This is a genomic window from Bradyrhizobium sp. (assembly GCF_035570375.1).
Lineage (GTDB): Bacteria > Pseudomonadota > Alphaproteobacteria > Rhizobiales > Xanthobacteraceae > Bradyrhizobium.
Genome location: NZ_DATMLW010000118.1, coordinates 16,380 through 41,595 on the forward strand (window position 1 = coordinate 16,380; position 25,216 = coordinate 41,595).

A 25,216-nucleotide genomic window follows, 5' to 3' on the forward strand; every position below is an offset into this window, starting at 1 on the left:
ATTACGAACGGCTACGGAATGGCTCTGCCGGACCGATTGCCCGGCGTCATCACGCTGTATCCCTCGGGCAACACGCCGCTGAGCGCGAATATTGCGCTGGCGGCCGCGGCGACCGACGCTGTTTTCGCTTGCAATGCCCATACGATCGACAAGAGCGCGTCGCAGTTCGTGCCGGTGTTCGCCTACGAGTTCAACGACGAGCAGGCACCCGACAATTTCCTGTCGCCGACTACCCTGCACGACGGCACCAACTATCCCTACGGTTCGGATCACACGGCGGAGATCCAGTATCTGTTCCCGGTCTCCAGTCCGTCAGGGCTCGGGCTCGACCTTCAGCAGACGCCGTTGACGGCCAGTCAGCAGCGACTTGCCAATCAGATGGTCCTGTTTTGGACGACCTTTGCCGCTACCGGCAATCCAAACCGGGGCGAAGCCCCGGTGGTCTGGCCGCAATACGTGTCGGACCTCGATGACCTCATATCGTTCGTGCCGCCGACGCCCACCCATGAGACCGCAAGCGACCCCACCGATCTGGCAAGGGTCCACCAGTGCGCGTTCTGGGACCAGAGCCTCAATCTGTCGAGGCCGTCCATCGTCAACTTGGGCGTGCCGAATCTGCCATAGCACGGCTCGCATCCGCGAATGTCGAGGGCGCCCGCCGAGCCGGGCGCCCTCTTTCTATTCTATGAAACAGGTGCGTGGCCGCGGCACATCACTCGGCAAATCGTGATTGAATGCAATGCCCGGCACATGACGACGCGGAACGGCCAACCTGTTCGTCTTTCCTCGGGCTCCGCGACGCAATTCATCGAGCCGCATAGCAAGATTGGATTGCTTCGTCGCAAGCGCTCCTTGTAATGACGGGAACAAAAACGCCGCTCGGCCGGAAATCGGGTGGTGCTACGCATCCGAATTTGCGAAAATCGCACGCATGAAATCAGTCGCCCAAAACATTGTCCAACCCGCGCCGTCCTCCCCCGATATCGCCGCGCGCGTCGCCGCGATCGATTGGACGCAAGCAGAAAACGACCTCGACGCGCAGGGTTGTGCCGTTCTGAAGGCGTTGCTTTCTGCGGAAGAATGCCGCGCGCTCGCGGCGCTTTACGGCGATGATGCGCATTTCCGCAGCCGGATTGTGATGGGCCGCCACGGTTTCGGCAGCGGCGAATACAAATATTTCTCCTACCCGCTTCCCGATCTGATCGCGCAATTGCGCCCCTTGCTGTATGCGAACGTGTATGGCATCGCCAATCGCTGGAACGAGGCCATGGAGATCGACATCCGCTATCCCCAAAGCCACGACTCGTTTCTCAAGCGCTGTCATGCCGCCGGCCAGGCCAGGCCGACGCCGCTGCTGCTGCAATACGGGCCCGGCGACTACAACTGCCTGCACCAGGATCTCTATGGCGAGCACGTGTTCCCGTTGCAAGTCGCGATCCTGTTGTCGGAACCGGGCCGGGATTTCACCGGCGGCGAATTCGTATTGACCGAGCAGCGGCCGCGCATGCAATCACGCGCGGAAGTCGTGCCGCTTCGCCAGGGCGATGCTGTGGCCTTTGCCGTGCATGTCAGGCCTGTGCAGGGCACGCGCGGATTTTATCGCGTGAACATGCGACACGGCGTGAGCCGGCTTCGATCCGGTCATCGCCACACGGCGGGCGTGATATTTCACGACGCCAGGTGAGGGTTTTTCACGGTGACAATGGATTTGTTCGAAAGCGTTGCCGATCCGCAGCCTTCGCAAGAGAAGATTGCCGAGGGCGCCATGCTCTCGCGCGGATTTGTCGGTTCGCTCGATGCGGAACTGATCGGCATAGTGCGCGATATTGAGGCCAAGGCTCCGTTCCGCCACATGGTGACGCCGGGCGGTTTCCGGATGTCGGTGGCCATGACCAATTGCGGAAGCGCCGGTTGGATCACCGATTTGGCCGGCTATCGCTACGGGCCCAACGACCCCGAGACGGGAAAACCCTGGCCGGTCATGCCGCCGCTGCTCCGTGACCTGGCTCACCGCGCCGCCGATCGTGCGGGCTTTGCGGATTTCGCGCCGGACGTATGCCTGATCAACTGCTACGTCCCCGGTGCGCGGCTGTCCTTGCATCAGGACAAGGATGAGCTTGATTTCGGCGCGCCGATCGTCTCGGTGTCGCTTGGCCTGCCTGCGATTTTCCTGTTCGGCGGATTGAAGCGCAGCGACAGGACCCGGCGGTTCAGGCTCGAGCATGGCGATGTCGCGGTATGGGGCGGTCCATCACGGCTCATCTTTCACGGCATCGCACCGCTGGCCGAGGGCGAGCATCTCCTGTTGGGCCGGCAGCGCATCAATTTGACGTTCCGGAAGGTGCGGTGAAAATGCTTCCATAACGCGGCTGAACGAGGCAGCGCGAAGTTTGCTCGCACATTAGATCGTGAAGCGGTTGAGTGGAATCGCATGATGGTCTCATCTCTTTGTTCGAGCATGATCTTCGCGCCAACGCGTACCGCGTTTGTCGCGAGGGATAACCGGTTTCCACTTTGCGCTAACGCGACGCGACCCTTCGGGTCCGGATCATGCTCTAGTCTAGCGTCGGCCGGCGCGGGCCTCTCTCGCAACATGGGCAACGAAGCGCGCCGCAGGTGCCGCGTCGGGAAGCCCGAACGGCGCGATGATTTTCAATTCCTTGGCAAGTTCTGTTCCGGTCAGCGGCAACGCGACGAGCTGTCCTGATTCTATCTCGTCCGCAACCGTCGCCGCCAAAACAAGAGAGATTCCACGGCCGGCGCGGACAGCCCGCTTGACAGCCTCCGTGTTGCCGAACCCGCCGATGGCGGTCAGACGGTCCGCCAGCTGCCCTAATTCCTTCCTCAGAAGCGTAATCGTTCCCGTCCCGGGCTCACCGCCCAGGAGGGTCTGGCCGACAAGTTCGCTCGCTTCGATCGCGCTACGGGTTGCCCAGGCATGTTCCGGTGAGACAATTACAAGGAGGGGTTCCTTGCGCCAGCTATACGGGCAGAAGCCGGGCCGATCATCCCACCATTCCATCAGCGCCACGTCGGCACTGCCGTTGGTCAGGCGATCAGCGACATCGTGATTGCGACCGACCCACAGATCGACGGTGACCGGATCGGTGGTGTGAAATGCGGCCAGCATGGATTGCAGGAGATAAGTGCCGATGTTGCTCGACGCGGCGATACGCAGCGCAGTCTCGGCGATTACCTTGCGGCTGCGTTCGGCGGTGTCGAGCATCGCGCGGGCCAGCGGTGCGAATGCCGCGCCCTGAGAGGTCGGCTCGACAACGCCGCGCCTGCGCACGAGCAACGGCGCAGCGAGGTCTTGTTCGAGTTGCTTGACGTGCTCGACCACGGTCGATGGCGATAAATTGAGGTCCCGCGCCGCGGCACGGAATCCACGCTCGCTGAGAACGGCAAGAAAAGTCCTAGCGTGCACCAGATTGAGCATGAGTAAACTGCTTGTGCGGCTTGTTGACTGCGCCAAATGGAATTCGCCCATCGAGAGCGTCGAGAATACTGCGCGCGGCGGAAAGCTCGATCTCGCGCCTGATCTCGGTCACGCCCGATCCGATATGCGGCGTAAAGACCGTCGGCGCGGATGAGGTGGTAAGCCGGGGGTCGATGCTGGTCGGCCGATCCCTTAGCGCCCAATCTTCGGATTCGAACGTATCGGAAGCGTAGCCCGCAAGCTGACCGCACTCGATGGCATCGGCCACGGCCGCTTCGTCGACCAGCGACCCGCGGGCGGGATTCACCAGCCGTGCGCCGGTCTTCATGGCCGTGATCGTCCTTGGATTGACGATGTGCCAGGTTTCAGCAGTCAACGGCAGTGCCAGCACGACGTAGTCCGAGCTTTTGATCACGTCCCCGAAGCTTGTCATCGTCACATAGGGCCAGGATTTCGCATGCGCGGCGGGCACGGACTGATCGCATGCCAGCAGCCGGCACTGAAATCCGACCAGCCGCTCGGCAATCGCGCGTCCGACGAGGCCAAACCCGATGATACCGACCGTGGCTCCGGCAAGACTCGAGCCATAAAGCTCGGCGCGCCAGCCGTGAAATCCGTCTTTCTTGATCTTTCGATCGCCGGCGACGATGTTCCGTCCGAGCGAAAGCATCAGCCCGATTGCCAATTCGGCTGTAGGCACCGTCAAAAGGTCCGGCACGATGGTCAGCCAAACCCCGGCATTTGTGGCAGCCTGGACATCGATGTTGTCGAAACCCTTCAGCGCCGCGCCGACGACGCGAAGCCGGGAGCAAGCGGAGAGGAAATCCGCATCGATCCTGTCGGTCATGAAGGCGAGCAGCCCGGCTGCGTCCCTGCATCGCATCCTCACTTCCTCATAGGGCCATGGCTCGAGCGCCGGGTTTATCTCGACGATCGCGTGCTTCTCCAGAAGGTTCCGGGTCTCGGGAAAAACCCGGTTGGTCACGACAATCTTTGGTTTTTCTGCCACGTGGTCGCCCTTGTCGATCATTTCAGGTACTTCCGCAGAGCGGCGCCAATGCCATCCACGATCGTCACGCAACCGAGGATGCAGATCAGGATTGCCGATGCCTGGGCGTATTCCAGCACGCGAAGCGCTGCGATCAGTTCGAAGCCGATCCCGCCTGCGCCGACGGCGCCAAGCACGGTCGAGGCACGAAAATTATATTCCCAGCGATAGATCGTGGTGTCCGCGAGCTGCGGCAGCGCCTGCGGCAACACCGCATGGAAGATTACCTGTAACGGCGAGGCTCCTACCGCTCGCGCCGCCTCGATCGGCTTTGGATCGACATGCTCGATGCTTTCGGCAAAGAATTTGCCGATCATTCCGATGGAGTGAAAGCCGACCGCAAGCACACCAGGCAGTGCTCCGAATCCGACCATGGCGACGAAAATGATGCCCATGATGAGTTCAGGGATCGACCGCAGCAGATTCAATATCGCCCGCGTGGCGCGGTAAGCGATCGAATTCGGCGTCGTGTTGGAAGCGGCAAGCAAGGCGAGCGGCAACGAAAGCGCAACCGCCAGCGCCGTTCCGGCCACCGACATCGCCAGCGTATCGGCCAGCGGCCTCAGCCAGCTCTTGTACCGCCCGAAATCGGGCGGAAACATTTCGCGTGAAAGCTGTTTGATCGCCGGCCATGCATCGGCGAAGCGGCGAGGATCGAGCAGGCCCGTGAGCGCCATCGCGACAACGATCAGAACGACCATGAGGAGAACTGCGGCCGCGCGCTTGTGTCGTGCCATGCCCTCACGGGCCAGGATGGCGTCGTAGGCCGAGGGGGTGAAGTAGCTCATCCCTTGAGCTTCGAAAGATCGAGATCGAGCAGTTTCGCGGTCTCGCGCAAGATGTCATAGGCATGGTCGTCAGTTGCCACAAATCCCTCCGCCCGAAAAGTCTTCAGGATCTCCTTGTCGTTGAGTTCAAGAAAGGCCTTCCTGATCGAGGCCTTCAATTCGGGTGCGAGATATCCCTGCATGACGATCGGATAGTTCGGAATCGGATCGCTTTCCGCCAGCACGATCACCTTGTCGCCGTCTATCGAGCCCTTGGCGACCAGCGATTTGAAAATCTCCTGGCTGAGCCCGCCTGCCTGGACCTGACCGGACTGTACGGCACGTGCCACCGCATCATGGGCGCCGAGGAGGACGTACTTGTAGTCGGTACCGCCCAGCATGCCGTTGCGTGCGAGCAGCGCGCGCGGGATCAGATGGCTCGAGGTCGAGGCGAAGTCGCCATAGCCCACCATCTTTCCCCTGATGTCGGCGAGCGACTTCACCGGACCATCAACGCGCGCGATGATGACGCTCTTATATGTCGGCGAGCCCTTTGAAACGCCCACGGCGAAAGGCTCGATGTCGGGACCCTTCGACTTGGCCAGCACGTAGGAGAGTGGCCCGAAATAAGCGACCTCGATGCGGCCGAACCGCATCGCCTCGATCATCGACGAGTAATCGGTCGTGACGACGAGTTCGATGTCCTTGCCGAGCGCGCGCTCGAGATATTTCTTCAAGGGCAGCGCGTTCTGAATGATGCTGGACGCATTCTCATCGGGAAGGAGTGCCACGCGAATGCTGGCGGGATCGGCCGCCGGTTGAGCCCTGGCCCTGCTAGCGAGCGCGAGAGCCAGTCCGCCGATTGCGCTGGCGAAGAGAAAATTTCTGCGGCCTATCAGCTGATCCATTGGTCAATTCCATTGTTGTCGCTTAGGCGTCTGGGAGAGGCTCGTAAGGTAGATTCCGTCGAGCGTTGTCTGGCCCAGCTGCGATACCGAGCCGTCAAAGACGATGCGGCCGTTCACCAGGCCGATCACACGATCCGCAAAGCGGCGGGCTAGGTCGACCTGGTGGAGGCTTACGATCGCGGTAATGCCATCTTCGCGGCAGATGCGATGAAGGTCGGCCAGCACTTTCTCGCCTGTCGCCGGGTCGAGACTTGCCACTGGTTCGTCCGCCAAAACGATCTGCGGCCGCTGCGCCATCGCCCGCGCAATGCCGATCCGTTGCTGCTGGCCGCCAGATAGCTTGTCGGCCCGATCAAGGGCGCGCTCGATGAGGCCGACCCGTTCGAGCGATTGCAGGGCCACAATGCGATCAGACCGAGGCAGCGGAAAAAGGGATCGAAAGGTACCATGCGCGCCGATGCGGCCAATCATGACGTTTTGCAGCGCCGTCAGGCGGTCGATCAGATGGTGCTGTTGGAAAATCATTCCCGTTCGCATGCGGTGTTCGCGCAGCGTGCGGCCGCTTTGAAAGATCGAGCCCCATCCTTCGATGGTGATATCGCCCTGTGTTGGTCTCACCAAGCCGTTCAGGCATCGCAGCAGCGTCGATTTGCCGGCTCCTGATGGGCCGAGCAGCACAAGGAATTGACCCTTTGGGACGGTGATACTGGTCGGCAACACCGCTCTGACGCCATTCGGATAAATCAGTGCGACCTCGTGCAAGCGCAGCATCGACAGTTTCCCAAGCTCCAGATCGGGTCGCCCCGCTCTATTATGGCTGTGATCGCTATTTCCGAACGGATAGCGACGATGTTCGGGAAATTCGATTATCAATCGTGAATGACAGGCAGATGACATTGGCGTCGCCGCTAAGGCGAAGGCCGTGCCTACCTGCAATGATATCCCTAGGAACGCTAGTCTACGGCTTCGCCGGATGGATAAAGGCCCAGGGGCTGACTTCAGAATCCCGGGGCACCTCGACGTCGATCAGGTATGGTCCGCCATCTGCCAGCGCCCTCTCCAGCGCTGGGCGAAACCCTTCCGGCGAAGTCACGCGCACCGCGCTGAGGCCAAAGGATTCCGCAAGCTTGACGAAATCCGGATTGACCAGATCGGCCGCCACGACGCGGCCATCGAAGTGCTCGCGCTGATCGCGCCGCACATTGCCGTAAGCATTGTTGTTGAACACCAGCACGATGACGGCGATGTTGAACTGGACCGCGGTTGCGAGTTCCTGCACCGCGAACATGAAGCCGCCATCCCCGGTGATCGCGACCACGGGCCGATCCGGATGCGCGACCTTGGCACCGAGCGCCGTGGGAAAGCCGGAGCCGAGCGTGCCTTGATAACCCGACGTGATGAAGGTCCGCGGCTCGTAAATCGGAAAACCGTACCAGGACGCAAAGCCCACTTGCGACAATTCATCGGTCACAATGGCGTTCGCCGGCAGCACCTCGCGCAGAATGTTCAGATAAGCCATCTGCGGCTGGATCTCTTGTATTTGCTTCAGCGCGGCAGCGGAGGCTTCGCGGATCGCGGCGCGACGGCCGCTGGATTTCTTGTAGCCGCGCTTGCGAACCGCCGCCAGAAGCTCCGTCGCGCCGGCCTGCGCGTCCGAAATCACCGCTGCATCCGGCGGATATCTTCGCATTTCCGCGGGATCGATATCGATGCGAACGCACTTCAGCCCGTCCGGGCGATACGGCCAGCGCGTCATGGTCGGCAATTCCAGCCGCGTCCCGATCCCGATCATCAGATCGGTGTGCGGCCACAAGCGATAGGCCGCTGCCATCGTCAGTCCGAGCTCATGGGTGTTGGAGACGATGCCGCGGCCGCTGCGGAACGCCACCACCGGCGCATCGATCAGTTCGGCAAGCTCGAGAATTTCATCGCGCGCGTGAATGGCCCCGCTGCCGACGAAGATCATCGGCGTCTTGCTCGCGGCGATCAAGACGGCGGCTGATTTGATCCGGTCCGGATCAGGTTGTGGTGCCGGAAAAAGAGGAAACATTTTTGCCGGGCCCGTTTCCGCGCGTTCGGTGAAAACGTCCCAGGGCATTTCCAACGAGGCCGGGCCTTTTCGTCCCGACAGCATTTCGCAAAACGCGCGGGAGACCGCCAGCGGCGCCTGGCCCGGATATTCGATGCGGTCGGCCCATTTCACAAACGTGCGCAGCGTGGCGAGTTGATCCGGCATTTCGTGAAGATGGCCACGCCCCTTGCCGAGGAATGCTTTTGGCACCTGTCCGGTGAGACAGAGCACCGGTTCGTTGCAGCCGAACGCCGTCAACAAGGCGGCACCGGCATTGAGCACGCCGGGCCCGGGCACGACGCTGAACACGCCGACCCGCCCGGTCGATCGGGCATAGCCGAATGCCATATAGCCGCAGGCCTGCTCGTGACGTGCGCCAATGACTTTCAGCTGCGCCTGCTGGAACGCGTCGAACAGTCCGTAGATTTGCGCGCCCGGCAGGCCGAACACGGTATCGACCCCATGCGTAACCAGACCGCTGACGATGGCTTCGCCGCCGGAACTCAAGGTCATGACAGGATCCAATCTTGTACGGGCATCACGCGGTCTCATCGATCATGTCGTTAACGAAGGTGGCAATGAGGACATGCGCTGCGCTGCCCAGTGCCGTGATTCAGCTACCTGAACCGGGCCTCATGCCCTTGGCCTTGATGGTCGAAGCGGCCGCAGGCGACTTGAGGAAGTCGATGAAGGCCTGCGCGGCAGCAGGCTCCTTTGCTTCAAGCGCGACCGCAGCCGGGAAAATCAGCTCCTGCTGCACTTCGGCGGGAAATGGTCCGACGATCTCGACCCCCGGCGCGGTCAATACGTTGTTCACGAACACCGCAAGCTCCGCATCACCCTTGACGACGGCCGGGACGATCTGCGTCGGCTGGTCCTGCGCCACGGTTTTGGCCCTCATCGCCTCATCGATGCCGAGGCGATCGAACACCTTCAGGATATAGGCGCCGGCGGCGCTCGCCGGCAGAAAGGTGATGGATTTTGCGTCGAGCAGCGTTTTCCTGAAGGCGGCCAGCGTGCTGATATCGGGCTTTGGCGCCCCCTCGCGCACCGCTACGCCATAGCCGACGCGGGCGAACTCGGTTTGCGTCCGAAACCGGGTGTTCGCCGTTTCGTCCTTGAAGACGTCGATGGGAACGACACCCATGTCGAAGGGATCACCCGAGGTCGCAAGCCTGATCAAGTTGGGGGTGGTATCGAAGTGAATATCGAGCTTGTGGCCGGAGGCACGCTCGAATTGAGGACCGAGTTCCGTCAACACGCTTCTGAGCGAACCGCCCGCGAGCACCTTCAACTCGGCGGCGTGAAGCTCACCCGTGGATGACAAAACCGGCACAAGACCCAGCATCGAGGCCGCCGCGACCAGCAAAGACATTTTCATGAGGTCTCCGTATTTCAATCGGTGACTGTGACATCGGCGACAAACTGCGGCTCACGCACAGCCTGCCCTGGAAATGGCGAACCCTGCTCGAACCAGGAGCGCGGGGCCGGTGCGCCCCATAGCGTTTGCCGGCGCGGATCCTTCAACGACCAGCGCATCGGCGCATGGTCGTGATCGCCGGTGAAGTAATCGCTGGTGTAGAGCTCGAGCCGGTGTCCGTCGGGATCCCTGACATAGAGAAAAAACGCGTTGGAAATGCCGTGCCGGCCGGGACCGCGCTCGATGTTCTCAAGATAGCCGCTCGAGGCCATCACGTCGCACAGATGCAGGATATTCATCGCACCCGGCACCCAATAGGCGAAGTGGTGCAGGCGAGGGCCCTTGCCATTGGTGAGGGCGAAATCATGGACGTTGCCCTTGCGATGCAACCAGGCAGCGGCGATCCGGCCCTGCGGTCCGTCCTCCTCGGCGTATTCGGTCAGGCGGAAGCCGAGCCGTGCATAGAAGTCGAGGGTGTCCTGCACCTCGGCGGCGAAGACATTGAAGTGATCCAGCCGTTGCGGATGAGCGCCCCTGTAGAGGTCGTAGCGTCGCAAGAGGTGCGGTCGCTTCTCCATCGATGCATAAAGTTCGACCTCAAAGCCGAAGGGATCGGAAAATTGCAACGTGCGGCCCTGAAACGGCCGCTCGGCAAACGTATGGACGATGCCGTTTTCCGAAAAGAATGATGCCGCCTTGTCGAGGTCTCCTTCGTCGCCGACCTTGAAGCCCAGTCGATTGCAGGCGGGCTCTGTGGCTTTGCGCAGCACCAGGGAGTGATGCTGCAGCTCCTCGCTGCCGCGCAAATAGATCGCCTGATCGTTCCGATCCTCGACGTGAAGGCCGATTGTCCTTTCGTAGAACTCGCGGCTGGCGTTCAGGTTCACGACGTCGAGCACGGCGTGGCTGCATCTGACGATGTTGAAAGGCGGATCGAGGATGTGGCTCGGCACGGGCATGCGGTGATTCCTAAGTCTGGCTCGGCTCGGCCTTCACCTTCAAAGCGCCGTGGATGTTATTGCGTTTCCAGCTGGTTTCCTTGTCATTGATCTGCATGTCGAACGACAGCGCCAATGACGTGGAGGCAAACACCGCATCGAGGTGATCGGAAAGGGCGCGGAAAATATCTTCGCCGGCCCTTTGCCGGGTGACGAGATCGCGACCCTCCCCAAGCCGCAGCACCATGTCCAGAAAGCCGTGATGCGAATCCCCGTCGGCGATGGCGTAGTGCTCGCAACGGATAGCGCGGACGCGAATGCCGCCGAGCGGGAAAATGCCGGTTTCGACCGCCGCCCTGCGGACTACCTCGACGACCTCTGCCATATCCAGACGGGAATCGAGATTGGCGGAGTATTGAATCGTGAAATGCGGCATGTCAGGACCAGTCAAACGATTCTGCGGCGTGCATCAGGCCTCGCCGCGCTGGAAAAGCATAGCCCACGCATCTCGTTTGGGCACCACCGCAAGGGGCACTGCTGCACGTTCACTTACGCGCACAAGCAATGCGCAATAGCAGTCGTCTCCTGCACGGACATGCCGTAGACAGGTTCGCGGTTTTTCGCTCAAAGCATGAGAAGCTGAGAAGGCCGACGTAAGGGCCCAGGGAGGAATGGATGAAGTTTACGCGGCGCTATGACCCGCGTCGATTGCAGGTATTATGACACCCTTTAGCATCGACAGTGCCCGTGCGCAATCCGCGATCATCAAACCAAGAAGACGAGCCACCAGCCCATGGTCACACTCCGCCTTTCCAATCTGATCGATTTTGTTGCCGACGTTTTCAGCCACGCCGATTCCTGGCCGGAGGAAGCGCGACGCATTGCAACCTATCTGACCACTGCCAATCTCACCGGACATGACAGCCATGGCGTGATCCGCGTTCCCGTCTATATCCGTTGGAAGAAGATGGGCTCCGTCGTTCCGAACCAGACCGCGGAGGTCGTCGTCGATACGCCTTCGCTCGCGGTGGTCGACGGCAAGTTCGGTTACGGGCAGACCGTCGCGCCACAGGCGGTGAAGATCGGGATCGAAAAATGCAAGGCATCGGGGCTGGCCGCGGTCGCGCTGCGCAACGCAGGCCATATCGGTCGGGTCGGCGACTGGGCGGAAATGGCGGCGGCCGAGGGCCTGGTGTCGATCCATTTCGTCAATGCGGCCGGTTCGGTGCTGGTCGCGCCATTCGGCGGCGTCGAGCGGCGGCTTTCCACCGCGCCTTATTGCGTCGGCATTCCCCGCCGCGGGCAGGGGCCGGTGGTGCTGGATTTCGCGACCTCGATCGTGGCCGAAGGCAAGGTGCTGGTCGCAAGCCGCGGCGGCAAGAAGCTGCCGAAGGGCGCGCTGATCGATCTCGACGGCAGACTGAGCGAAAACCCGGCCGTATTGTATGGACCCCATGAAGCAGACGGACCGCGCGACCACAGCAAGGGCAAGGGCGCGATCCGCGCCTTTGGCGAGCACAAGGGCTCGGGCCTTGCGCTGATCTGCGAATTGCTTGGCGGCGCGCTGACCGGAACGGGCGCGACCGGACCGAACCGGCGCTTCGCCAATGGCATGTTTGCCGTCTATGTCGACCCAAAAATCGTCGACCCCGCGAACATTTTCGACGGCGAGATGTCGCGCTACATCAACTATTTCAAGGACACCAAGCCGGCAGCAGGCGTGGATGCCGTGTTGATCCCGGGCGAGCCGGAGGCAAAAATGCGTGCCGAGCGCTTAAAAAACGGCGTGCCCTTGCCCGACGACACCTGGGCCGCGATCGTGAGTACCGCGCGCGAGGTCGGGGTGAGCGAGGCAAGCATCCAGAGGGCAACCGTTTAAATGCGAAGGAAAAATCATGGCGAATAAAGTCAAGGAGATATGGGCGCAGGGCAAGGTCGTGGTGAATGCCTGGCTTGCGATTCCCTCGGGATTTTCGGCCGAGGTCATCGCGCAATGCGGCTTCGACAGCGTCACGGTGGACATGCAGCACGGCGTGCAGGACTATTTGTCGATGGTGCAATGCTTCCAGGCGATGCATGGCCATCCGGTAACGCCGATGGTGCGGGTGCCGTGGAACGAGCCCGGCATCATCGGCAAGGTGCTCGATGGCGGCGCCTATGGCGTGATCTGCCCGATGATCAACACCAAAGAGGAAGCCGAGAACCTCGTCGCTTACAGCAAATACCCGCCCCGCGGAACGCGTTCGAACGGCCCGATCCGTGCGGGCCTGTATGGCACCGCTGGCACGTATCAGAAGACGGCGAACGAGGAAACCGTGTTGCTGCCGATGATGGAAACCAAAACCGCCATCGAAAACATGGAATCGATCCTCGACGTCGAAGGCATCGACGGCGTCTATATCGGCCCTTCCGATCTCGGCTTCTCCTATGGTCTCGTCCCCAAGCTCGACCGCGAGGAACCGGAAATCCTGAAAATCTACGAGAAAATCGTGAAAGAGTGCGGCAAGCGCGGCCTTAATCCCGGCATCCACTGCAGCGGCGCCGACGGTGCGCTGCGCGCGATCAATATGGGCTTTAAGCTCGTGACGTTGTTCAACGACAGCGGCTTGATGGCGACCTATGCGAGGCAGCAGGTCGGAAAGACCCGCAGCGAGTCAAACGGCAAGGCGTAGCTTACTTCTCCCTCGCCCCGCTCTTGCGGGGAGAGGGTTGGGGTGAGGGGCCCTTACCGGGCGACGTGCTGTTCGAAGTGAGTTGACGGCTCGCCCCTCACCCGGATCGCACTGACGATGCTATCGCATCGCCATGGCGATCCGACCTCTCCCCGTAAGAACGGGGAGAGGTGACAAATTTAAAGGAGATATCAGAATGACCCCGGCACCCGTCATTCGCCTGCACCCCGATGATGGCGTGCTGATCGCGCGTTCCAGCCTTCCGCCGGGCATGGTCGTGGCGGACGGGGTGACCACCGCGGAACGGATTCCTGCTGGCCACAAGGTTGCGATCCGCGCCATTGCGGTCGGCGAACCGATCCGCCGCTACGGCCAGATCATCGGCTTTGCGACCGCACCGATTGTGCCGGGCCAGCACGTTCACACGCAAAATTGCGGCATGGGCGATTTCGCCAAGGACTACGCGTTCGGCGTCGATGTGAAGCCGGTGCCCAATTTCGATCTGCCCGCGACCTTCGAGGGCATCCGCCGCCCGGACGGGCGGGTCGCGACCCGCAACTATATCGGCATCCTCACCTCGGTGAATTGCAGCGCCCACGTCGCGGGTCTCGTCGCCGACGTCTTCAGGAAAAATCCGTTTACCGGCGAAAATCCGCTGGCCGATTTTCCCAATGTCGATGGGGTCGTCGCGCTCACGCACAAGACCGGGTGCGGCATGACCCAGGACGAGCCGCTGGCACTGCTGCGCCGCACGCTCGGCGGATATGCGCGGCACGCCAATTTCGCCGCCGTCGTGGTTCTGGGTCTCGGCTGCGAGGTCAACCAGATCGGCGGGTTGATGCAGGAACAGAAGCTCGCCGGGCGCCTGCGCGAACTCGAAATTCAGCAAATCGGCGGCACCCGAAAGACGGTCGAAGCCGGTGTTGCCTTTGTGCGCGAAGCACTCACTGACGCCAACAAGGTCAGGCGCGAGGCTGTCGCGGCGAGCGAGTTGACGGTCGCGCTGCAATGCGGCGGCTCCGACGGTTATTCCGGCGTCTCCGCCAATCCGGCGCTGGGGGCAGCGAGCGATCTTTTGGTGCGCCACGGCGGCACAGTCATTCTCTCCGAGACGCCGGAGACCTACGGCGCCGAACATCTCTTGACGCGGCGCGCGGTCAGCCGCGAGGTCGGCGAGAAGCTGGTGGCGCTGATGCGCTGGTGGGAGGAATATACCGCACGCGAAGGCGCCGAGATGAACGCCAATCCCAGCCCGGGCAACAAGGCCGGCGGCCTCACCACGATTCTGGAAAAATCGCTCGGCGCGATGGCGAAGGCCGGCAGCACCAATCTCGTCGAGGTCCTCAACTATGCGGAAGCAGTCACCAAGAAGGGTTTCGTCTTCATGGACACGCCCGGCTACGACCCCGTGGCGGCGACGGGGCAGGTCGCCGGGGGCGCCAACCTCGTCTGCTTCACAACCGGGCGCGGCAGCGTGTTCGGCTGCAAGCCTGCTCCCTCGATCAAGCTTGCGACCAACACGCCGATGTACAGGCGCATGGAAGACGACATGGACGTCAATTGCGGCACCATTCTCGACGGCGAGGAGACCGTGCAGCAATGCGGCCAGCGCATTTTCGATCTGATGCTCAGGACCGCCTCGGGACAGCCGACCAAAAGCGAGAGTTTTGATTTCGGTGGCGCCGAATTTGCCCCCTGGGTACTCGGGGCGACGATGTAGGGCCCATTGTCGTCCCGGCGAACGAAGGGACCCATACCGCGTGATCTATCGGGTAGACACCGCGATAGACACCTTTTTGAAACAATGCGTAGGATGGGTTGAGCCCTTTCGCGAAACCCATCATCTCTGCAAATTTTAATCGATGGGTATCGCTTCGCTCCACCCATCCTACGCGCTGCGATGGTGACGAATACTCTGGTTTTATTTCCGCTTTCGGCGGCGGGCAGACATGGGTGGACTCGCTGCCGGCTCGACCCGCTCGCAAATGACCCAAAGCGGACTCAGCGGCTTGCCGCCGTCTGCACCTGCAATTGGTCTCTTACGAGGAAACGAGCCTTAAGCCTTGAGGTCCGTGATCCGCATGATCGCGACCGCGTTCCCATCGTTGTACGCCTGCTCTTTTGTGTCCTTGTTGCAGGTCCAGACAAAATTCTTCTTGGCCGTAAAGATTTTTCCCTCTTGCTCGATCCGAAGCTCCCCCTCCGGGATGTGGCAGATCATGGCATTCATCATCGGGGGGCCGGCCGTCTTCGATCCCGGCTGCATAATGACATCACGCATTGAGACGGTCTTAAAACCTGGGATGATGGATGGAGTTTCGCCATCGTAAGCACGCACCACGACACCTGGCCACGGCGCCGTGTCCTTGTAGCCCGTGGTTTGAGCAGCGACTGGCTTCATCATGGCCGCCGAAGCCGCTGCCAACCCGATTCCCAATGCTGACCTTCGATCGATCTTGTTCATCGCTCTTCTCCTGAGGCCGCGCAACGCGCCGCCGTGCAAGCGGCGGGCGCCTTTCGTGGAATATGAGTGGTGGTAAGAACCGAAAAAAGCGTCGGTCCCTTAAGAGGGCATGCCCGCCGATGGCATCCGGTGCTTCTCGTTCGCCCCGGACGGCGATTTCGGCTGTCCCGTTTCAAGGGCAACTACATTATACGCGACCTGACGCACCTGAGAAGCAGCATCAAAAATGCACAATGTCTCAAATTCGTTAGAGCATGAAGACACGTTGCGATTGCGCAGGCCGAGGTCCGAGTTTGGACCCAACTCGGACATCATGTCGCAGCCCCCCGGAGTGCCGCGTGCTAGTTTAGCGCGACTTGCACTGGGAGGCCGATATGAGGCCGCGTGCATTTCTATTCGGCATCGCCTTCGCATTGGCCCAGGCTCTTCTGTCGTTCGCCGACGCCCAACAAGCGGACAAAATGCCCAGCGTCGGCGTGCTCTTGACTTCGCCTTTGACCTCGCCGCACTACCAGGCGTTCCTCCAGGGTCTCCAAGATCTTGGATATGTTGAGGACAAGAACATCGTAGTCGTCGCCAAATCGGGGGAAGGCGATCCCAATCGCTTTCCGCATTTTGCGCGTGAGCTTGTCCGGCTCAATGTGAACGTGATGGTCGCCGGGGGCGATCAAGGGTTGCGCGCGGCAAAAGAGGCGACGGGCACGATACCGATACCAATCGTTGCGGTGGCCTGCGATCCGCTCGACAGTCTTGTCGTGAGCATAGCTCGACCCGGAGGTAAGGCCACCGGATTGACCTGTATCTCTTCAGAGTTGGCGGGTAAGCGGCTGCAGTTGCTCAAGGAGCTTTTGTCACCTCTAACCCGCGTGGCGATCCTGTACAACCCGGACGACCGGAATAAACCGTGGGAGTACAAGCAAAGTCAGGAAGCCGCCGACAAGCTGAAGCTGACATTGCGCGCCTACGAGGCACGTTCGTCGGTCGAGATTGATGAAGCGTTCACCCGCATAGTAGACGACCATACGCAGGCCCTGATCATTTTCTCCGATGGACTCACCACCGCTCACCAAAAAAAGCTGGCCGACCTCGCGTTGGCGTACAGACTTCCTGCGATGTTTGGCTTCCGAGAATTCACCGAAATGGGCGGACTTGTCTCCTACGGTGCGAGCAATACTGCAATGTGGCGACGAGCTGCTTCGTACGTGGACAGGTTCCAGCCCTGGCGACCTACCGATTGAACAGCCCACGCGGTTCGAGCTTGTCGTAAATCTTAAAACCGCCGAGGCACTCGGCCTCGAAATCCCACCAAACGTCCTCGCCCGTGCCGACGATGTGATCGAATAAGATCGATGCCATTTGCTGCGGTGCATGAGTCGGAAATGGCCCATCGCGTCATTTCGCTGCCGTGCGAAATTTTGTCGTTATCGGGGAATAGCGGACCTACGTCCGTAGGGCGGGTTTGAGACATCCTTGAGCCAACGGGGATTGCTTCGTCGCTTGCGCTCGCAATGACGGCGGATGCGTGCGTTGACGCACCTCGCCTCCGCGAGCACGGGTTCACAGACCAGGAGAGGCGAGTTCCTCGATGCGCTCGGCGAGGGCGCGTCGAGGCGCGCGCGAATGCGCTGACGGTACTTGCGGAAACATCCGGAGCACGATTGGCCAGTGCATGCTTGCCATGCGCAAATTGCCCGTCGTGCCAATCTGTCGCAATCCGTCGGCATTGCCGTTACTCCCAAATCAGCGGCAGATTTCGCCGCGTCCCGCCTCGACAACAGGGGCGTACGCGTCGTCACGGACGTTGGGCGGGATGCGGTGGACGCTTCGGGTGCGAGAAGACGAACGCACTTGTAAGCGGACGGTGAAGGCGTGTGGTACCAGTGCCGCCGATTTGAAGTTCCTGCTGAGGTTGCCGCGAGTTTGTTACAGGAACTTCAAATCGAAAGCGGCAGTGGCAAATCAGATTTGCTAGTGCCCTTTGCTTTCCGAAGTTCGTGAAAGGTGAGGCCGAAATGGTGCACGAACTTCGGAAAGCGGGCACTAGTCGCCCCGACGCTGGCGTCAAGTTCTTAAGAAGCTAACGCTTCTCAGGGATGACGGAGGCAACAAAGCCCGGTCTCCGGGGAGAGCGCGCTATAAGCCGTTAAAACCATTGCGCGGGGAATGCCGGGTGAACCGGTGTGACCGTGGTGACTACGCTCGTATGCTCATTTTATTTGGCATGCGAGGCTGCGGGCGCATTGAGCGCCCGGCATTCCCTGCGCCCTCTGCTTGCGGAGGGACAATGTTCAATGTTCGTGGATGTCTCGGGCGCAATCGCGCGGCGAGAACGCAAAGGCGCGTGGTGACCCTTTCACGATTTCAATCCACAACTCAAGCTGTCATCGCCCGGCATCGCCGTCCGAAGGACGGCGTCGCTTCCGCTCGCCTATGGCCGGGCGACCCAGTATTACAGAGACGCTAGTGATAGGACCGAGAAGCCGCAGCGTACCGGATACCCCGCATGCGCGGGGTATGACAATCGTACCTGGAACAGCGAAGCCCGCCACCTCGATCAGCACCCGCTGCCCGTTGTTAGTGCTTGATCCCCACAGATAGCGGTGTTCTGCTTAAAAAGGCCGCTGGAGCATTCCCTGTCGTGTCGATCTTCATCGCACTGCACCACGTCACGCATTACAGATACGACCGTCCGATCGACCTCGGTCCGCAAACCATCCGGCTGCGCCCGGCCCCCCACACGCGCACACCGATCCTGAGCTATTCGCTCAAGGTTACGCCCTCCAATCATTTCGTGAACTGGCAGCAGGATCCGCAGGGCAATTGGCTCGCCCGCTTTGTGTTTCCCGAGAAAGCCAGCGAGCTGAAGATTGAGGTCGATTTCACGGCACAGATGACCGTGATCAACCCGTTCGATTTTTTTGTCGAACCTTACGCCGACAGTTTTCCGTTCCAGTATAGCACCGACCTCAAGACCGAGCTTGCGCCTTACCTCGCAACCATCGAGCCAGGGCCGCGGTTTGCCGCCTATCTTGCGGGCATCAAGCGGGAAGCGACCAGCACCGTCAGTTTTCTGGTCGATCTCAACGCCGAACTGCAGAGAAAAATTCGCTACGTCGTCAGGATGCAATCGGGAATTCAGACGCCCGAAGAAACGCTTGCCTCTTGCGCCGGCTCCTGCCGTGACTCGGCGTGGCTGTTGATCCAGATCTTGCGGCACCTTGGGCTCGCGGCACGTTTCGTCTCGGGCTACCTCATTCAGCTGCGCCCCGACATCGACCCGGTCGAGGGGCCGGTTGAGGTCAGCAACGATTTTACCGATCTGCATGCCTGGGCCGAGGTCTACCTGCCGGGCGCCGGCTGGATCGGATTCGACGTCACCTCCGGCATGCTGACGGGCGAAGGACATATCCCGGTCGCCGCCACACCGCATTACCGGACCGCTGCACCGATCAGCGGCGCGGTCGGCGCCGCCAATGTCGAATTCTCCTTCGACATGAGCGTCAGGCGAATTCGAGAGGCGCCGCGGATCACCCGTCCGTTCTCGGACGAATCCTGGGAACGCCTCGACAAGCTCGGGGAACAGGTCGACGCCGACCTCAAGGCAAATGATGTGCGATTGACGATGGGCGGCGAGCCGACCTTCGTTTCCATCGACGATATGGAATCTGCCGAATGGAATATCGCTGCGGTCGGTCCGAGCAAGCGCGGCTTTGCCGATCATCTGATCCGAAAGTTGCGGAGCCGTTTTGCGCCCGGTGGCCTGCTGCATTACGGGCAGGGCAAATGGTATCCGGGCGAAAGCCTGCCGCGATGGGCGTTTGGCCTCTACTGGCGCAGGGACGGCGTGCCGATCTGGAAAAACTCCGACCTGATTGCCGATGTCGAAGGGGCGCATGAGGCGCACATCGAAGAGGCGGAGCAATTCGCGGAAGGCACCGCGAAACGGCTTGGGCTTGATTCCGATTTCGTCATCCCAGCGTTCGAGGACCCGGGCTACTGGCTGAAAAAGGAAGCGAGCCTGCCGCCGAATGTGGAACCCGCCGATTCCAGATTGTCCGATCCGGAAGAGCGCGCGCGGATGGCGCGAGTGTTCGATCAGGGGTTGGACACGCCGAAGGGTTTTGTTTTGCCGATCCAGCGCTGGAATGCGGACGCGGGGCGTTGGAAAAGCGAACGCTGGAAGCTGCGCCGCGGCAACCTGATCCTCTCACCCGGCGATTCCCCGCTCGGCTATCGCTTGCCGCTCGCTTCCCTGCCTCATATCCCATCCGACCAATATCCCTACATCGTCGAACAGGATCCGCTTGAGCCCCGCCGAGAGCTGCCCGTGTTCGAGGCATCCCATTCGCCAAGCGCGCCGCATGGGCAGCTGCAAGAACAGAAAGTAGGGCGCGGCGGCGTTCGCACCGCGATCTCGATCGAGATCCGCGATGGCGTGCTGTGCGCCTTCATGCCGCCGGTCGAGAGACTGGAAGACTATCTGGAACTCATCGCTGCAGTGGAAGCGACCGCCGAGGAAATGCAGATCAAGGTGCATGTCGAGGGTTACCCGCCGCCCTTCGACCCGCGCCTCGATGTGATCAAGGTGACGCCTGATCCCGGCGTCATCGAGGTCAACATCCAGCCTTCCACCAGCTGGCGCGAGGCGGTCGATATCACGCTTGGACTTTACGAAGATGCCGCAAAGGTGCGGTTGGGAGCCAACCGTTTCCTGATCGATGGCCGTCACACCGGCACCGGTGGCGGCAATCATGTCGTGGTCGGCGGCTTAACGCCCGCGGACTCGCCATTCCTGCGCCGCCCCGATCTTTTGAAAAGCCTGGTGCTGTACTGGCAGCGGCATCCCTCGCTGTCATATCTGTTCTCGGGCATGTTCATCGGCCCGACCAGCCAGGCGCCGCGGATCGACGAAGCCCGGCATGACAGTCTTTATGAACTCGAGATCGCGCTCGCCCACGTGCCGCCGCCGGAAATCAAGGCTCCCTTATGGCTGGTGGACCGCCTGTTCCGGCATATCCTTGTCGACATCACCGGCAACACCCACCGCGCCGAGATTTGCATCGACAAGCTCTATTCGCCCGATGGCGCCATGGGCCGGCTGGGCCTGGTCGAATTTCGCGCGCTCGAGATGCCGCCGGATCCGCGCATGTCACTGGCGCAGCAGCTTTTGATACGCGCCTTGATCGCTAGATTTTGGCGCGAGCCGCTGAACGGGAAATTCGTGCGCTGGGGCACGACGCTGCACGATCGCTTCACGCTGCCGCATTTCCTTTGGCAGGATTTTCTGGATGTGCTCGCCGAGCTGAAGCAGTCCGGTTACGGATTTTCGCCGGACTGGTACGCCGCGCAGCTCGAATTCCGCTTCCCCGTGTTGGGCCGGGTGCATCACGGCGGCGTCTCGCTTGAAATCCGCCAGGCGCTCGAGCCCTGGCATGTGCTCGGCGAAGAGGGCTCTGGCGGTGGCACGGTGCGCTATGTCGATTCCTCGATCGAGCGGTTGCAGGTCAAGGCTGGCGGCTTTGTCGAAGGCCGTCATGTCATTACCTGCAACGGCAGGCGAATGCCGATGACCGAAACCGGCCGTTCGGGCGAGGCGGTCGCAGCCGTCCGCTTCAAGGCCTGGCAACCAGCCTCGGGATTGCATCCGACCATCCCCGTCCATGCGCCCCTGACATTTGATCTGATCGACACCTGGAACGGCCGCTCACTCGGCGGCTGCGTCTACCACGTCGCGCACCCGGGCGGGCGCAATTACGACACCAAGCCGGTCAACTCCTATGAGGCAGAGGCGCGGCGGCTCGCCCGCTTTCAGGATCATGGCCATACCCCCGGCAGGATCGAAGCGCCGCGCGAGGAGCGCACAAGTGAATTCCCCTTGACCCTCGACTTGAGGACGCCACTCATCCATTGAGTGGAGGGGCGCGCGCGAGGAGAGTCGCGGGATGACAGAACACGCCGGCCGGGAAAACGGACAAGGCGGCAAAACGCGTCCGGCAAACCGGCGCGTCGCCCAGTGGATGCGCGACTACGCGCGACTGCCGGGAACTCCCGATGAATACATCGCAGAAGACGGCGCACCTCGCGCGGTCTGGAGCCGCTTCTTCGACGCATTCGCCACGCTGACGCCGGCGGAGATCGAGCGGCGCTTCTCCGCGGCTGATCGTCATCTGCGGGAAGCCGGCGTGAGCTATCGCGCCCCCGGCGAGACCTTAGACCGGATCTGGCCGTTGAGCCATCTGCCGCTCCTGATTGACGATGCCGAATGGCGGCAGCTTTCAGCCGGAATCGCGCAGCGTGCCCAGTTGCTCGAACTTATTCTCGGCGACCTCTATGGCGAGGGCCGATTGGTCGCCGAAGGCGCGATACCGGCCGCAGCGATTGCCGGCAGCGCGGAATATCTGCGCGCGGTTTGCGGAATCAAACCGCCCGGAGGGCGATATCTTGGTCTCTATGCCGCCGACGTCGGCCGTGGGCCCGACGGGCGCTGGTGGGTGCTTGGCGACAGGACCCAGGCGCCGTCGGGTGCGGGGTATGCACTGGAGAACCGGCTGGTGCTGTCGCGCGCCTTCGCAACCCTCTACAAGTCGATGAATGTGGAGCGACTTGCGCCATTCTTCGAGGCGTTCCGCGACGCCTTGCGCGCCAGCGCCGACCGCGACGAGCCGCGCATCGGACTGTTGACGCCCGGCCAGTTCAGCGAAACCTATTTCGAGCACGCAACGCTTGCGCGCTATCTCGGCTTCTTGCTGGTCGAGGGCGATGACCTCGCCGTCAGCGGCGATCGCATCCATATCCGCACCGTGGCGGGCTTGAAGCGTCTCGACGTGTTGCTCCGCCGGGTCGATTCCAATTTTCTCGATCCGCTTGAACTCGACGCCTCTTCGCAACTCGGCATACCCGGCCTGATCGACGTGCTGCGCAAGAATGGCGTCGTCGTCGCCAACATGCCCGGTTCTGGCGTCATGGAAGCGCGCGCGCTGCTCGGATTCCTGCCAAGCCTCAGCCGGCGTTTGCTGGATCAGGATCTGAAGATGCCGCATATCGCGACGTGGTGGTGCGGACAGGTCTCCGCGCGCGAGGAGGTGCTGTCGCGGCTCGACGAGGTGGCAATCGAAGGTGCTTTCGGCAGAGAGGTTCCTGGATTTACCGGCCACGGCTCCGTGCTTGCCAGCGAGTTGTCGGCGGCCGAACGCGAGCGGCTCAAGAGTGCCATCAACGATCGCGGCATCGACTTCGTTGGCCAGGAGATGGTCCGCCTCTCGACAATGCCGGTATGGGACAAGGGACGGATCACGCCGCGCCCGTTCGTGCTCAGGATTTTTGCTGCCGCAACGCCGCACGGCTGGACCATCATGCCGGGCGGCTTTTGCCGGATCGCCGAGCAACGCGACGCCCGCGCGGTATCGATGGGCGACGGCGCGAGGGCGGCGGACGTCTGGGTGGTTTCCGAGCGCGCAGTGCCGGCGAAGACACTGCTCCCGGCCCTCGAGACGGTGCGGATCAGGCGCATCGCAGGAGTGGTGCCGAGCCGGGCCGCCGACAACCTGTTCTGGCTTGGCCGCTACCTCGAACGAGCCGAGGCGACCTTGCGGCTGGTGCGGGCGCTCGCGACCTCGCTGCGGGATCCGACGAGGGGATCATCGACCGTGCTCCACTCGGTGGAGCGGATTCAGCGGCTTCTCTGGGCGTGGGGTGCGACCTCGCAAACGGCGCGCACGCAACCCGCAAGGGCTGCCGCCGAGGCGCTGCAAGGCGAGGAGAGGTTTGGTTCGGGTTTGTCGCTGGTGCGCTCCGCCCAGCGCACGGCCACCTCGTTGCGCGAACGCCTCTCGCCCGACGCCTGGCAGGTCATCACGGAAATGACTGAGCGTCTTGCCCAGGAGGTTGAAGATGACGACGGCGTCATCAGCGCCGCCGAACTGACCCTGCAGGAGCTGGCGAGTTTCGCAGGGCTGGCGCAGGAAAACATGAACCGTGCCGCCGGCTGGCGGTTCCTCGAAATAGGCCGCCGTGCCGAGCGCGCCATCAACACCGTGCGTTTCGCGCGCCAGTTCGCCTATGAGGATGCCGAGAGCGATGATCTCGACGTTCTGCTCACGCTGGTGGATTGCCAGATCACGTACCGTTCGCGCTATCTCGTCGGTCCGCTGCTCGCGCCCGTGCGCGACCTCGTGGTGCTCGACCCCTACAATCCGCGTTCGGTCGCGTTCCAGGTTCTTGCGTTGAACGAGCACCTCGCCAGCCTGCCGACCCTGAAGGAGGGCGGACTGATCGAACGGCCGCAGCGTCTGGCCGTCGCCTTGCAGGCGGCGCTGACGACCGCGGAGGCCGCGGCCCTGGACGTCAAGACGCTGTTTTCGTTCGAACAGGATTTGCTCAATCTTTCGGATGCCATCGGCTCGCACTACTTCCCGCACGGGCCGAATGCGAGCCGGCCCGAGAAGCTGACGGGTCTTGCGTGATCTACGACATCCGTCACCTCACGAGCTACGCTTACGAAACTCCGGTCAATTTCGCGCGGTGCTCGCTGCGACTGGAGCCGAGAAGCGGCGATGGACAGCAACTGGTCTCGCACACCGTCGACATCAGGCCGCGCCCGACGGAGCGCACGGCGCGGCGAGACTACTTCGGCACGCATACCGAGAGCATCCTGATCGAGACCGCGCATCGCAGCCTTCGCATCGATTCCCGCTCGCGGGTGTCGGTCTTTCGGACCGCTCCGACGCGCGACGCGCATAGTGGCTCCTGGGAAAGCGTCCGCAACGTAGCCTTTGAATCGAGCAGTCTCGGTCCCGCTTCGCCGGTTGGATACGTCTTCGCAAGCCCCCTCGTTCCAGTGCAGCGCCCTGTCTCCTCATACGCGTCGGAAAGCTTTCCGCCGGGCCGCGCTATCCTTGCCGGCGCGGTCGAGCTGATGCATCGAATCCGGAACGATTTCAAATATGACCCGAAGGCGACCGTGGTCTCGACGCCGCTTGAGGAGGTGTTTGAGAAGCGGCACGGCGTTTGCCAGGATTTCGCCCACGTGATGATTGCAGGTTTGCGTGGCCTCGGCTTGCCCGCGGCCTATGTCAGCGGCTATCTGCGCACGATCCCGCCCCCCGGCAAGCCGCGGCTGCAGGGGGCTGATGCAACCCACGCCTGGGTTTCCCTGTGGTGCGGCGAACAGCTTGGCTGGATCGGTTTCGATCCCACCAACGATGTCCTGGTCGAGAACGATCACATCGTCCTGGCAATGGGCCGGGATTTTTCCGACGTTTCGCCGGTCGACGGCATCATCGTGGGCTCGCGCAGGCAGAAGCTTGGCGTTAAAGTCGATGTGCTGCCGGTCGGGTGATCCGCCGGATGCACGGCCTGGATAACGGCCGGTTGCCGGCCCTGATCTTCCTGCCGGCTAATCCGAATCTTAACCATCGCTTTACAATCGTTGCGGAGGAAGGCCGCGCGAGGCCGTCCGTAAGATTCTCCTTAAGCCAGCTAACCTAGGTT

The 25,216-nt window shown here is 61.8% G+C and carries 21 protein-coding genes; 10 read left to right on the plus strand and 11 right to left on the minus strand.

The window, feature by feature from the left end:
• Nucleotides 1-18 precede the first annotated feature (18 nt).
• The 3 genes from VNX23_RS12095 to alkB all read left to right on the plus strand — a co-directional run bounded on the left by VNX23_RS12095 (nucleotide 19) and on the right by alkB (nucleotide 2,350).
• A complete protein-coding gene (locus VNX23_RS12095; protein ID WP_325630292.1) occupies nucleotides 19-624 on the plus strand; it encodes a carboxylesterase family protein in 606 nt (201 codons plus the stop codon).
• 307 nt (nucleotides 625-931) lie between these two features.
• On the plus strand, nucleotides 932-1,684 hold the full coding sequence (locus VNX23_RS12100; RefSeq protein ID WP_325630293.1) for a 2OG-Fe(II) oxygenase: 753 nt from the start codon (nucleotides 932-934) through the stop codon (nucleotides 1,682-1,684).
• 12 nt (nucleotides 1,685-1,696) lie between these two features.
• The gene (gene alkB, locus VNX23_RS12105) at nucleotides 1,697-2,350 is read left to right on the plus strand and encodes a DNA oxidative demethylase AlkB (protein ID WP_325630294.1); all 654 of its coding nucleotides are present in this window, start codon (nucleotides 1,697-1,699) and stop codon (nucleotides 2,348-2,350) included.
• Nucleotides 2,351-2,560: 210 nt separating this feature from the next.
• Here the strand turns inward: alkB and VNX23_RS12110 are convergent, their stop codons facing one another.
• From VNX23_RS12110 to VNX23_RS12150, 9 genes are all read right to left on the minus strand, one after another.
• Nucleotides 2,561-3,439, minus strand: a complete 879-nt coding sequence (locus VNX23_RS12110; RefSeq protein WP_325630295.1) for a LysR family transcriptional regulator — start codon at nucleotides 3,437-3,439, stop codon at nucleotides 2,561-2,563.
• Complete coding sequence (locus VNX23_RS12115) at nucleotides 3,417-4,469, minus strand: phosphonate dehydrogenase (RefSeq protein WP_325630296.1); 1,053 nt, start codon at nucleotides 4,467-4,469, stop codon at nucleotides 3,417-3,419. The genes VNX23_RS12110 and VNX23_RS12115 overlap by 23 nt, the downstream gene beginning before the upstream one ends.
• Nucleotides 4,466-5,275 carry a phosphonate ABC transporter, permease protein PhnE gene (gene phnE / locus VNX23_RS12120; protein WP_414642982.1) on the minus strand — a complete coding sequence of 270 codons (810 nt, stop codon included), beginning with the start codon at nucleotides 5,273-5,275 and terminating at the stop codon, nucleotides 4,466-4,468. The genes VNX23_RS12115 and phnE overlap by 4 nt, the downstream gene beginning before the upstream one ends.
• Nucleotides 5,272-6,153: a phosphate/phosphite/phosphonate ABC transporter substrate-binding protein gene (gene phnD, locus VNX23_RS12125; RefSeq protein ID WP_414642983.1), complete on the minus strand. Its 882-nt coding sequence runs from the start codon at nucleotides 6,151-6,153 to the stop codon at nucleotides 5,272-5,274. The genes phnE and phnD overlap by 4 nt, the downstream gene beginning before the upstream one ends.
• 12 nt (nucleotides 6,154-6,165) lie before the next feature.
• Nucleotides 6,166-6,933 (minus strand): phosphonate ABC transporter ATP-binding protein, encoded by a 768-nt coding sequence (gene phnC / locus VNX23_RS12130; protein WP_325630300.1) that lies wholly within the window; start codon nucleotides 6,931-6,933, stop codon nucleotides 6,166-6,168.
• Nucleotides 6,934-7,120: 187 nt separating this feature from the next.
• Complete coding sequence (locus VNX23_RS12135; protein WP_325630302.1) at nucleotides 7,121-8,746, minus strand: thiamine pyrophosphate-dependent enzyme; 1,626 nt, start codon at nucleotides 8,744-8,746, stop codon at nucleotides 7,121-7,123.
• 100 nt (nucleotides 8,747-8,846) lie between these two features.
• Nucleotides 8,847-9,614, minus strand: coding sequence for a substrate-binding domain-containing protein (locus tag VNX23_RS12140; RefSeq protein ID WP_325630304.1), 768 nt, complete (start codon nucleotides 9,612-9,614; stop codon nucleotides 8,847-8,849).
• A gap of 14 nt (nucleotides 9,615-9,628) precedes the next feature.
• Nucleotides 9,629-10,612 (minus strand): 3,4-dihydroxyphenylacetate 2,3-dioxygenase, encoded by a 984-nt coding sequence (hpaD, locus tag VNX23_RS12145; RefSeq protein ID WP_325630305.1) that lies wholly within the window; start codon nucleotides 10,610-10,612, stop codon nucleotides 9,629-9,631.
• Between the two features lie 10 nt (nucleotides 10,613-10,622).
• Complete coding sequence (locus VNX23_RS12150) at nucleotides 10,623-11,027, minus strand: 5-carboxymethyl-2-hydroxymuconate Delta-isomerase (protein ID WP_325630307.1); 405 nt, start codon at nucleotides 11,025-11,027, stop codon at nucleotides 10,623-10,625.
• Nucleotides 11,028-11,384: 357 nt separating this feature from the next.
• On the opposite strand from VNX23_RS12150, the gene VNX23_RS12155 reads away from it, so the two are divergent.
• The 3 genes from VNX23_RS12155 to VNX23_RS12165 all read left to right on the plus strand — a co-directional run bounded on the left by VNX23_RS12155 (nucleotide 11,385) and on the right by VNX23_RS12165 (nucleotide 14,983).
• On the plus strand, nucleotides 11,385-12,470 hold the full coding sequence (locus tag VNX23_RS12155) for a malate/lactate/ureidoglycolate dehydrogenase (protein ID WP_325630309.1): 1,086 nt from the start codon (nucleotides 11,385-11,387) through the stop codon (nucleotides 12,468-12,470).
• 16 nt (nucleotides 12,471-12,486) lie between these two features.
• Complete coding sequence (locus VNX23_RS12160) at nucleotides 12,487-13,263, plus strand: HpcH/HpaI aldolase family protein (protein WP_325630311.1); 777 nt, start codon at nucleotides 12,487-12,489, stop codon at nucleotides 13,261-13,263.
• Between the two features lie 196 nt (nucleotides 13,264-13,459).
• Nucleotides 13,460-14,983: an altronate dehydratase family protein gene (locus tag VNX23_RS12165; protein WP_325630312.1), complete on the plus strand. Its 1,524-nt coding sequence runs from the start codon at nucleotides 13,460-13,462 to the stop codon at nucleotides 14,981-14,983.
• Between the two features lie 336 nt (nucleotides 14,984-15,319).
• Here the strand turns inward: VNX23_RS12165 and VNX23_RS12170 are convergent, their stop codons facing one another.
• Complete coding sequence (locus VNX23_RS12170; RefSeq protein WP_325630313.1) at nucleotides 15,320-15,727, minus strand: hypothetical protein; 408 nt, start codon at nucleotides 15,725-15,727, stop codon at nucleotides 15,320-15,322.
• Between the two features lie 374 nt (nucleotides 15,728-16,101).
• Here VNX23_RS12170 and VNX23_RS12175 point away from each other — a divergent pair, with 374 nt between their 5' ends.
• Nucleotides 16,102-16,965 (plus strand): ABC transporter substrate-binding protein, encoded by an 864-nt coding sequence (locus VNX23_RS12175; protein WP_325630315.1) that lies wholly within the window; start codon nucleotides 16,102-16,104, stop codon nucleotides 16,963-16,965.
• On the opposite strand, the gene VNX23_RS12180 is transcribed toward VNX23_RS12175, so the two are convergent.
• Nucleotides 16,955-17,083, minus strand: coding sequence for a hypothetical protein (locus VNX23_RS12180; protein WP_325630317.1), 129 nt, complete (start codon nucleotides 17,081-17,083; stop codon nucleotides 16,955-16,957). The two genes, VNX23_RS12175 and VNX23_RS12180, sit on opposite strands and share 11 nt — an antisense overlap.
• Before the next feature lie 1,282 nt (nucleotides 17,084-18,365).
• Here VNX23_RS12180 and VNX23_RS12185 point away from each other — a divergent pair.
• Genes VNX23_RS12185 through VNX23_RS12195 form a run of 3 tightly spaced genes read left to right on the plus strand, consistent with a single transcriptional unit; the run spans nucleotide 18,366 to nucleotide 25,064 of the window.
• A complete protein-coding gene (locus VNX23_RS12185) occupies nucleotides 18,366-21,638 on the plus strand; it encodes a transglutaminase family protein (RefSeq protein WP_325630319.1) in 3,273 nt (1,090 codons plus the stop codon).
• 31 nt (nucleotides 21,639-21,669) lie between these two features.
• The gene (locus VNX23_RS12190; RefSeq protein WP_325630321.1) at nucleotides 21,670-24,189 is read left to right on the plus strand and encodes a circularly permuted type 2 ATP-grasp protein; all 2,520 of its coding nucleotides are present in this window, start codon (nucleotides 21,670-21,672) and stop codon (nucleotides 24,187-24,189) included.
• Nucleotides 24,186-25,064 carry a transglutaminase family protein gene (locus VNX23_RS12195; protein WP_325630323.1) on the plus strand — a complete coding sequence of 293 codons (879 nt, stop codon included), beginning with the start codon at nucleotides 24,186-24,188 and terminating at the stop codon, nucleotides 25,062-25,064. The genes VNX23_RS12190 and VNX23_RS12195 overlap by 4 nt, the downstream gene beginning before the upstream one ends.
• Nucleotides 25,065-25,216: the final 152 nt, after the last annotated feature.

Excerpts from the sequence above, each read along its gene's own strand:
- VNX23_RS12095 (WP_325630292.1), top strand. The coding sequence starts at position 19 with ATGGCTCTGCCGGACCGATTGCCCGGCGTCATCACGCTGTATCCCTCG.
- VNX23_RS12160 (WP_325630311.1), top strand. The coding sequence starts at position 12,487 with ATGGCGAATAAAGTCAAGGAGATATGGGCGCAGGGCAAGGTCGTGGTG.
- VNX23_RS12110 (WP_325630295.1), bottom strand. The coding sequence starts at position 3,439 with ATGCTCAATCTGGTGCACGCTAGGACTTTTCTTGCCGTTCTCAGCGAG.
- VNX23_RS12135 (WP_325630302.1), bottom strand. The coding sequence starts at position 8,746 with ATGACCTTGAGTTCCGGCGGCGAAGCCATCGTCAGCGGTCTGGTTACG.
- phnC (WP_325630300.1), bottom strand. The coding sequence starts at position 6,933 with ATGCTGCGCTTGCACGAGGTCGCACTGATTTATCCGAATGGCGTCAGA.
- VNX23_RS12100 (WP_325630293.1), top strand. The coding sequence starts at position 932 with ATGAAATCAGTCGCCCAAAACATTGTCCAACCCGCGCCGTCCTCCCCC.
- VNX23_RS12180 (WP_325630317.1), bottom strand. The coding sequence starts at position 17,083 with ATGGCATCGATCTTATTCGATCACATCGTCGGCACGGGCGAGGACGTT.
- VNX23_RS12175 (WP_325630315.1), top strand. The coding sequence starts at position 16,102 with ATGAGGCCGCGTGCATTTCTATTCGGCATCGCCTTCGCATTGGCCCAG.
- VNX23_RS12115 (WP_325630296.1), bottom strand. The coding sequence starts at position 4,469 with ATGATCGACAAGGGCGACCACGTGGCAGAAAAACCAAAGATTGTCGTG.
- VNX23_RS12170 (WP_325630313.1), bottom strand. The coding sequence starts at position 15,727 with ATGAACAAGATCGATCGAAGGTCAGCATTGGGAATCGGGTTGGCAGCG.
- VNX23_RS12140 (WP_325630304.1), bottom strand. The coding sequence starts at position 9,614 with ATGAAAATGTCTTTGCTGGTCGCGGCGGCCTCGATGCTGGGTCTTGTG.
- VNX23_RS12165 (WP_325630312.1), top strand. The coding sequence starts at position 13,460 with ATGACCCCGGCACCCGTCATTCGCCTGCACCCCGATGATGGCGTGCTG.
- hpaD (WP_325630305.1), bottom strand. The coding sequence starts at position 10,612 with ATGCCCGTGCCGAGCCACATCCTCGATCCGCCTTTCAACATCGTCAGA.
- VNX23_RS12155 (WP_325630309.1), top strand. The coding sequence starts at position 11,385 with ATGGTCACACTCCGCCTTTCCAATCTGATCGATTTTGTTGCCGACGTT.
- VNX23_RS12150 (WP_325630307.1), bottom strand. The coding sequence starts at position 11,027 with ATGCCGCATTTCACGATTCAATACTCCGCCAATCTCGATTCCCGTCTG.
- phnE (WP_414642982.1), bottom strand. The coding sequence starts at position 5,275 with ATGAGCTACTTCACCCCCTCGGCCTACGACGCCATCCTGGCCCGTGAG.
- VNX23_RS12190 (WP_325630321.1), top strand. The coding sequence starts at position 21,670 with ATGACAGAACACGCCGGCCGGGAAAACGGACAAGGCGGCAAAACGCGT.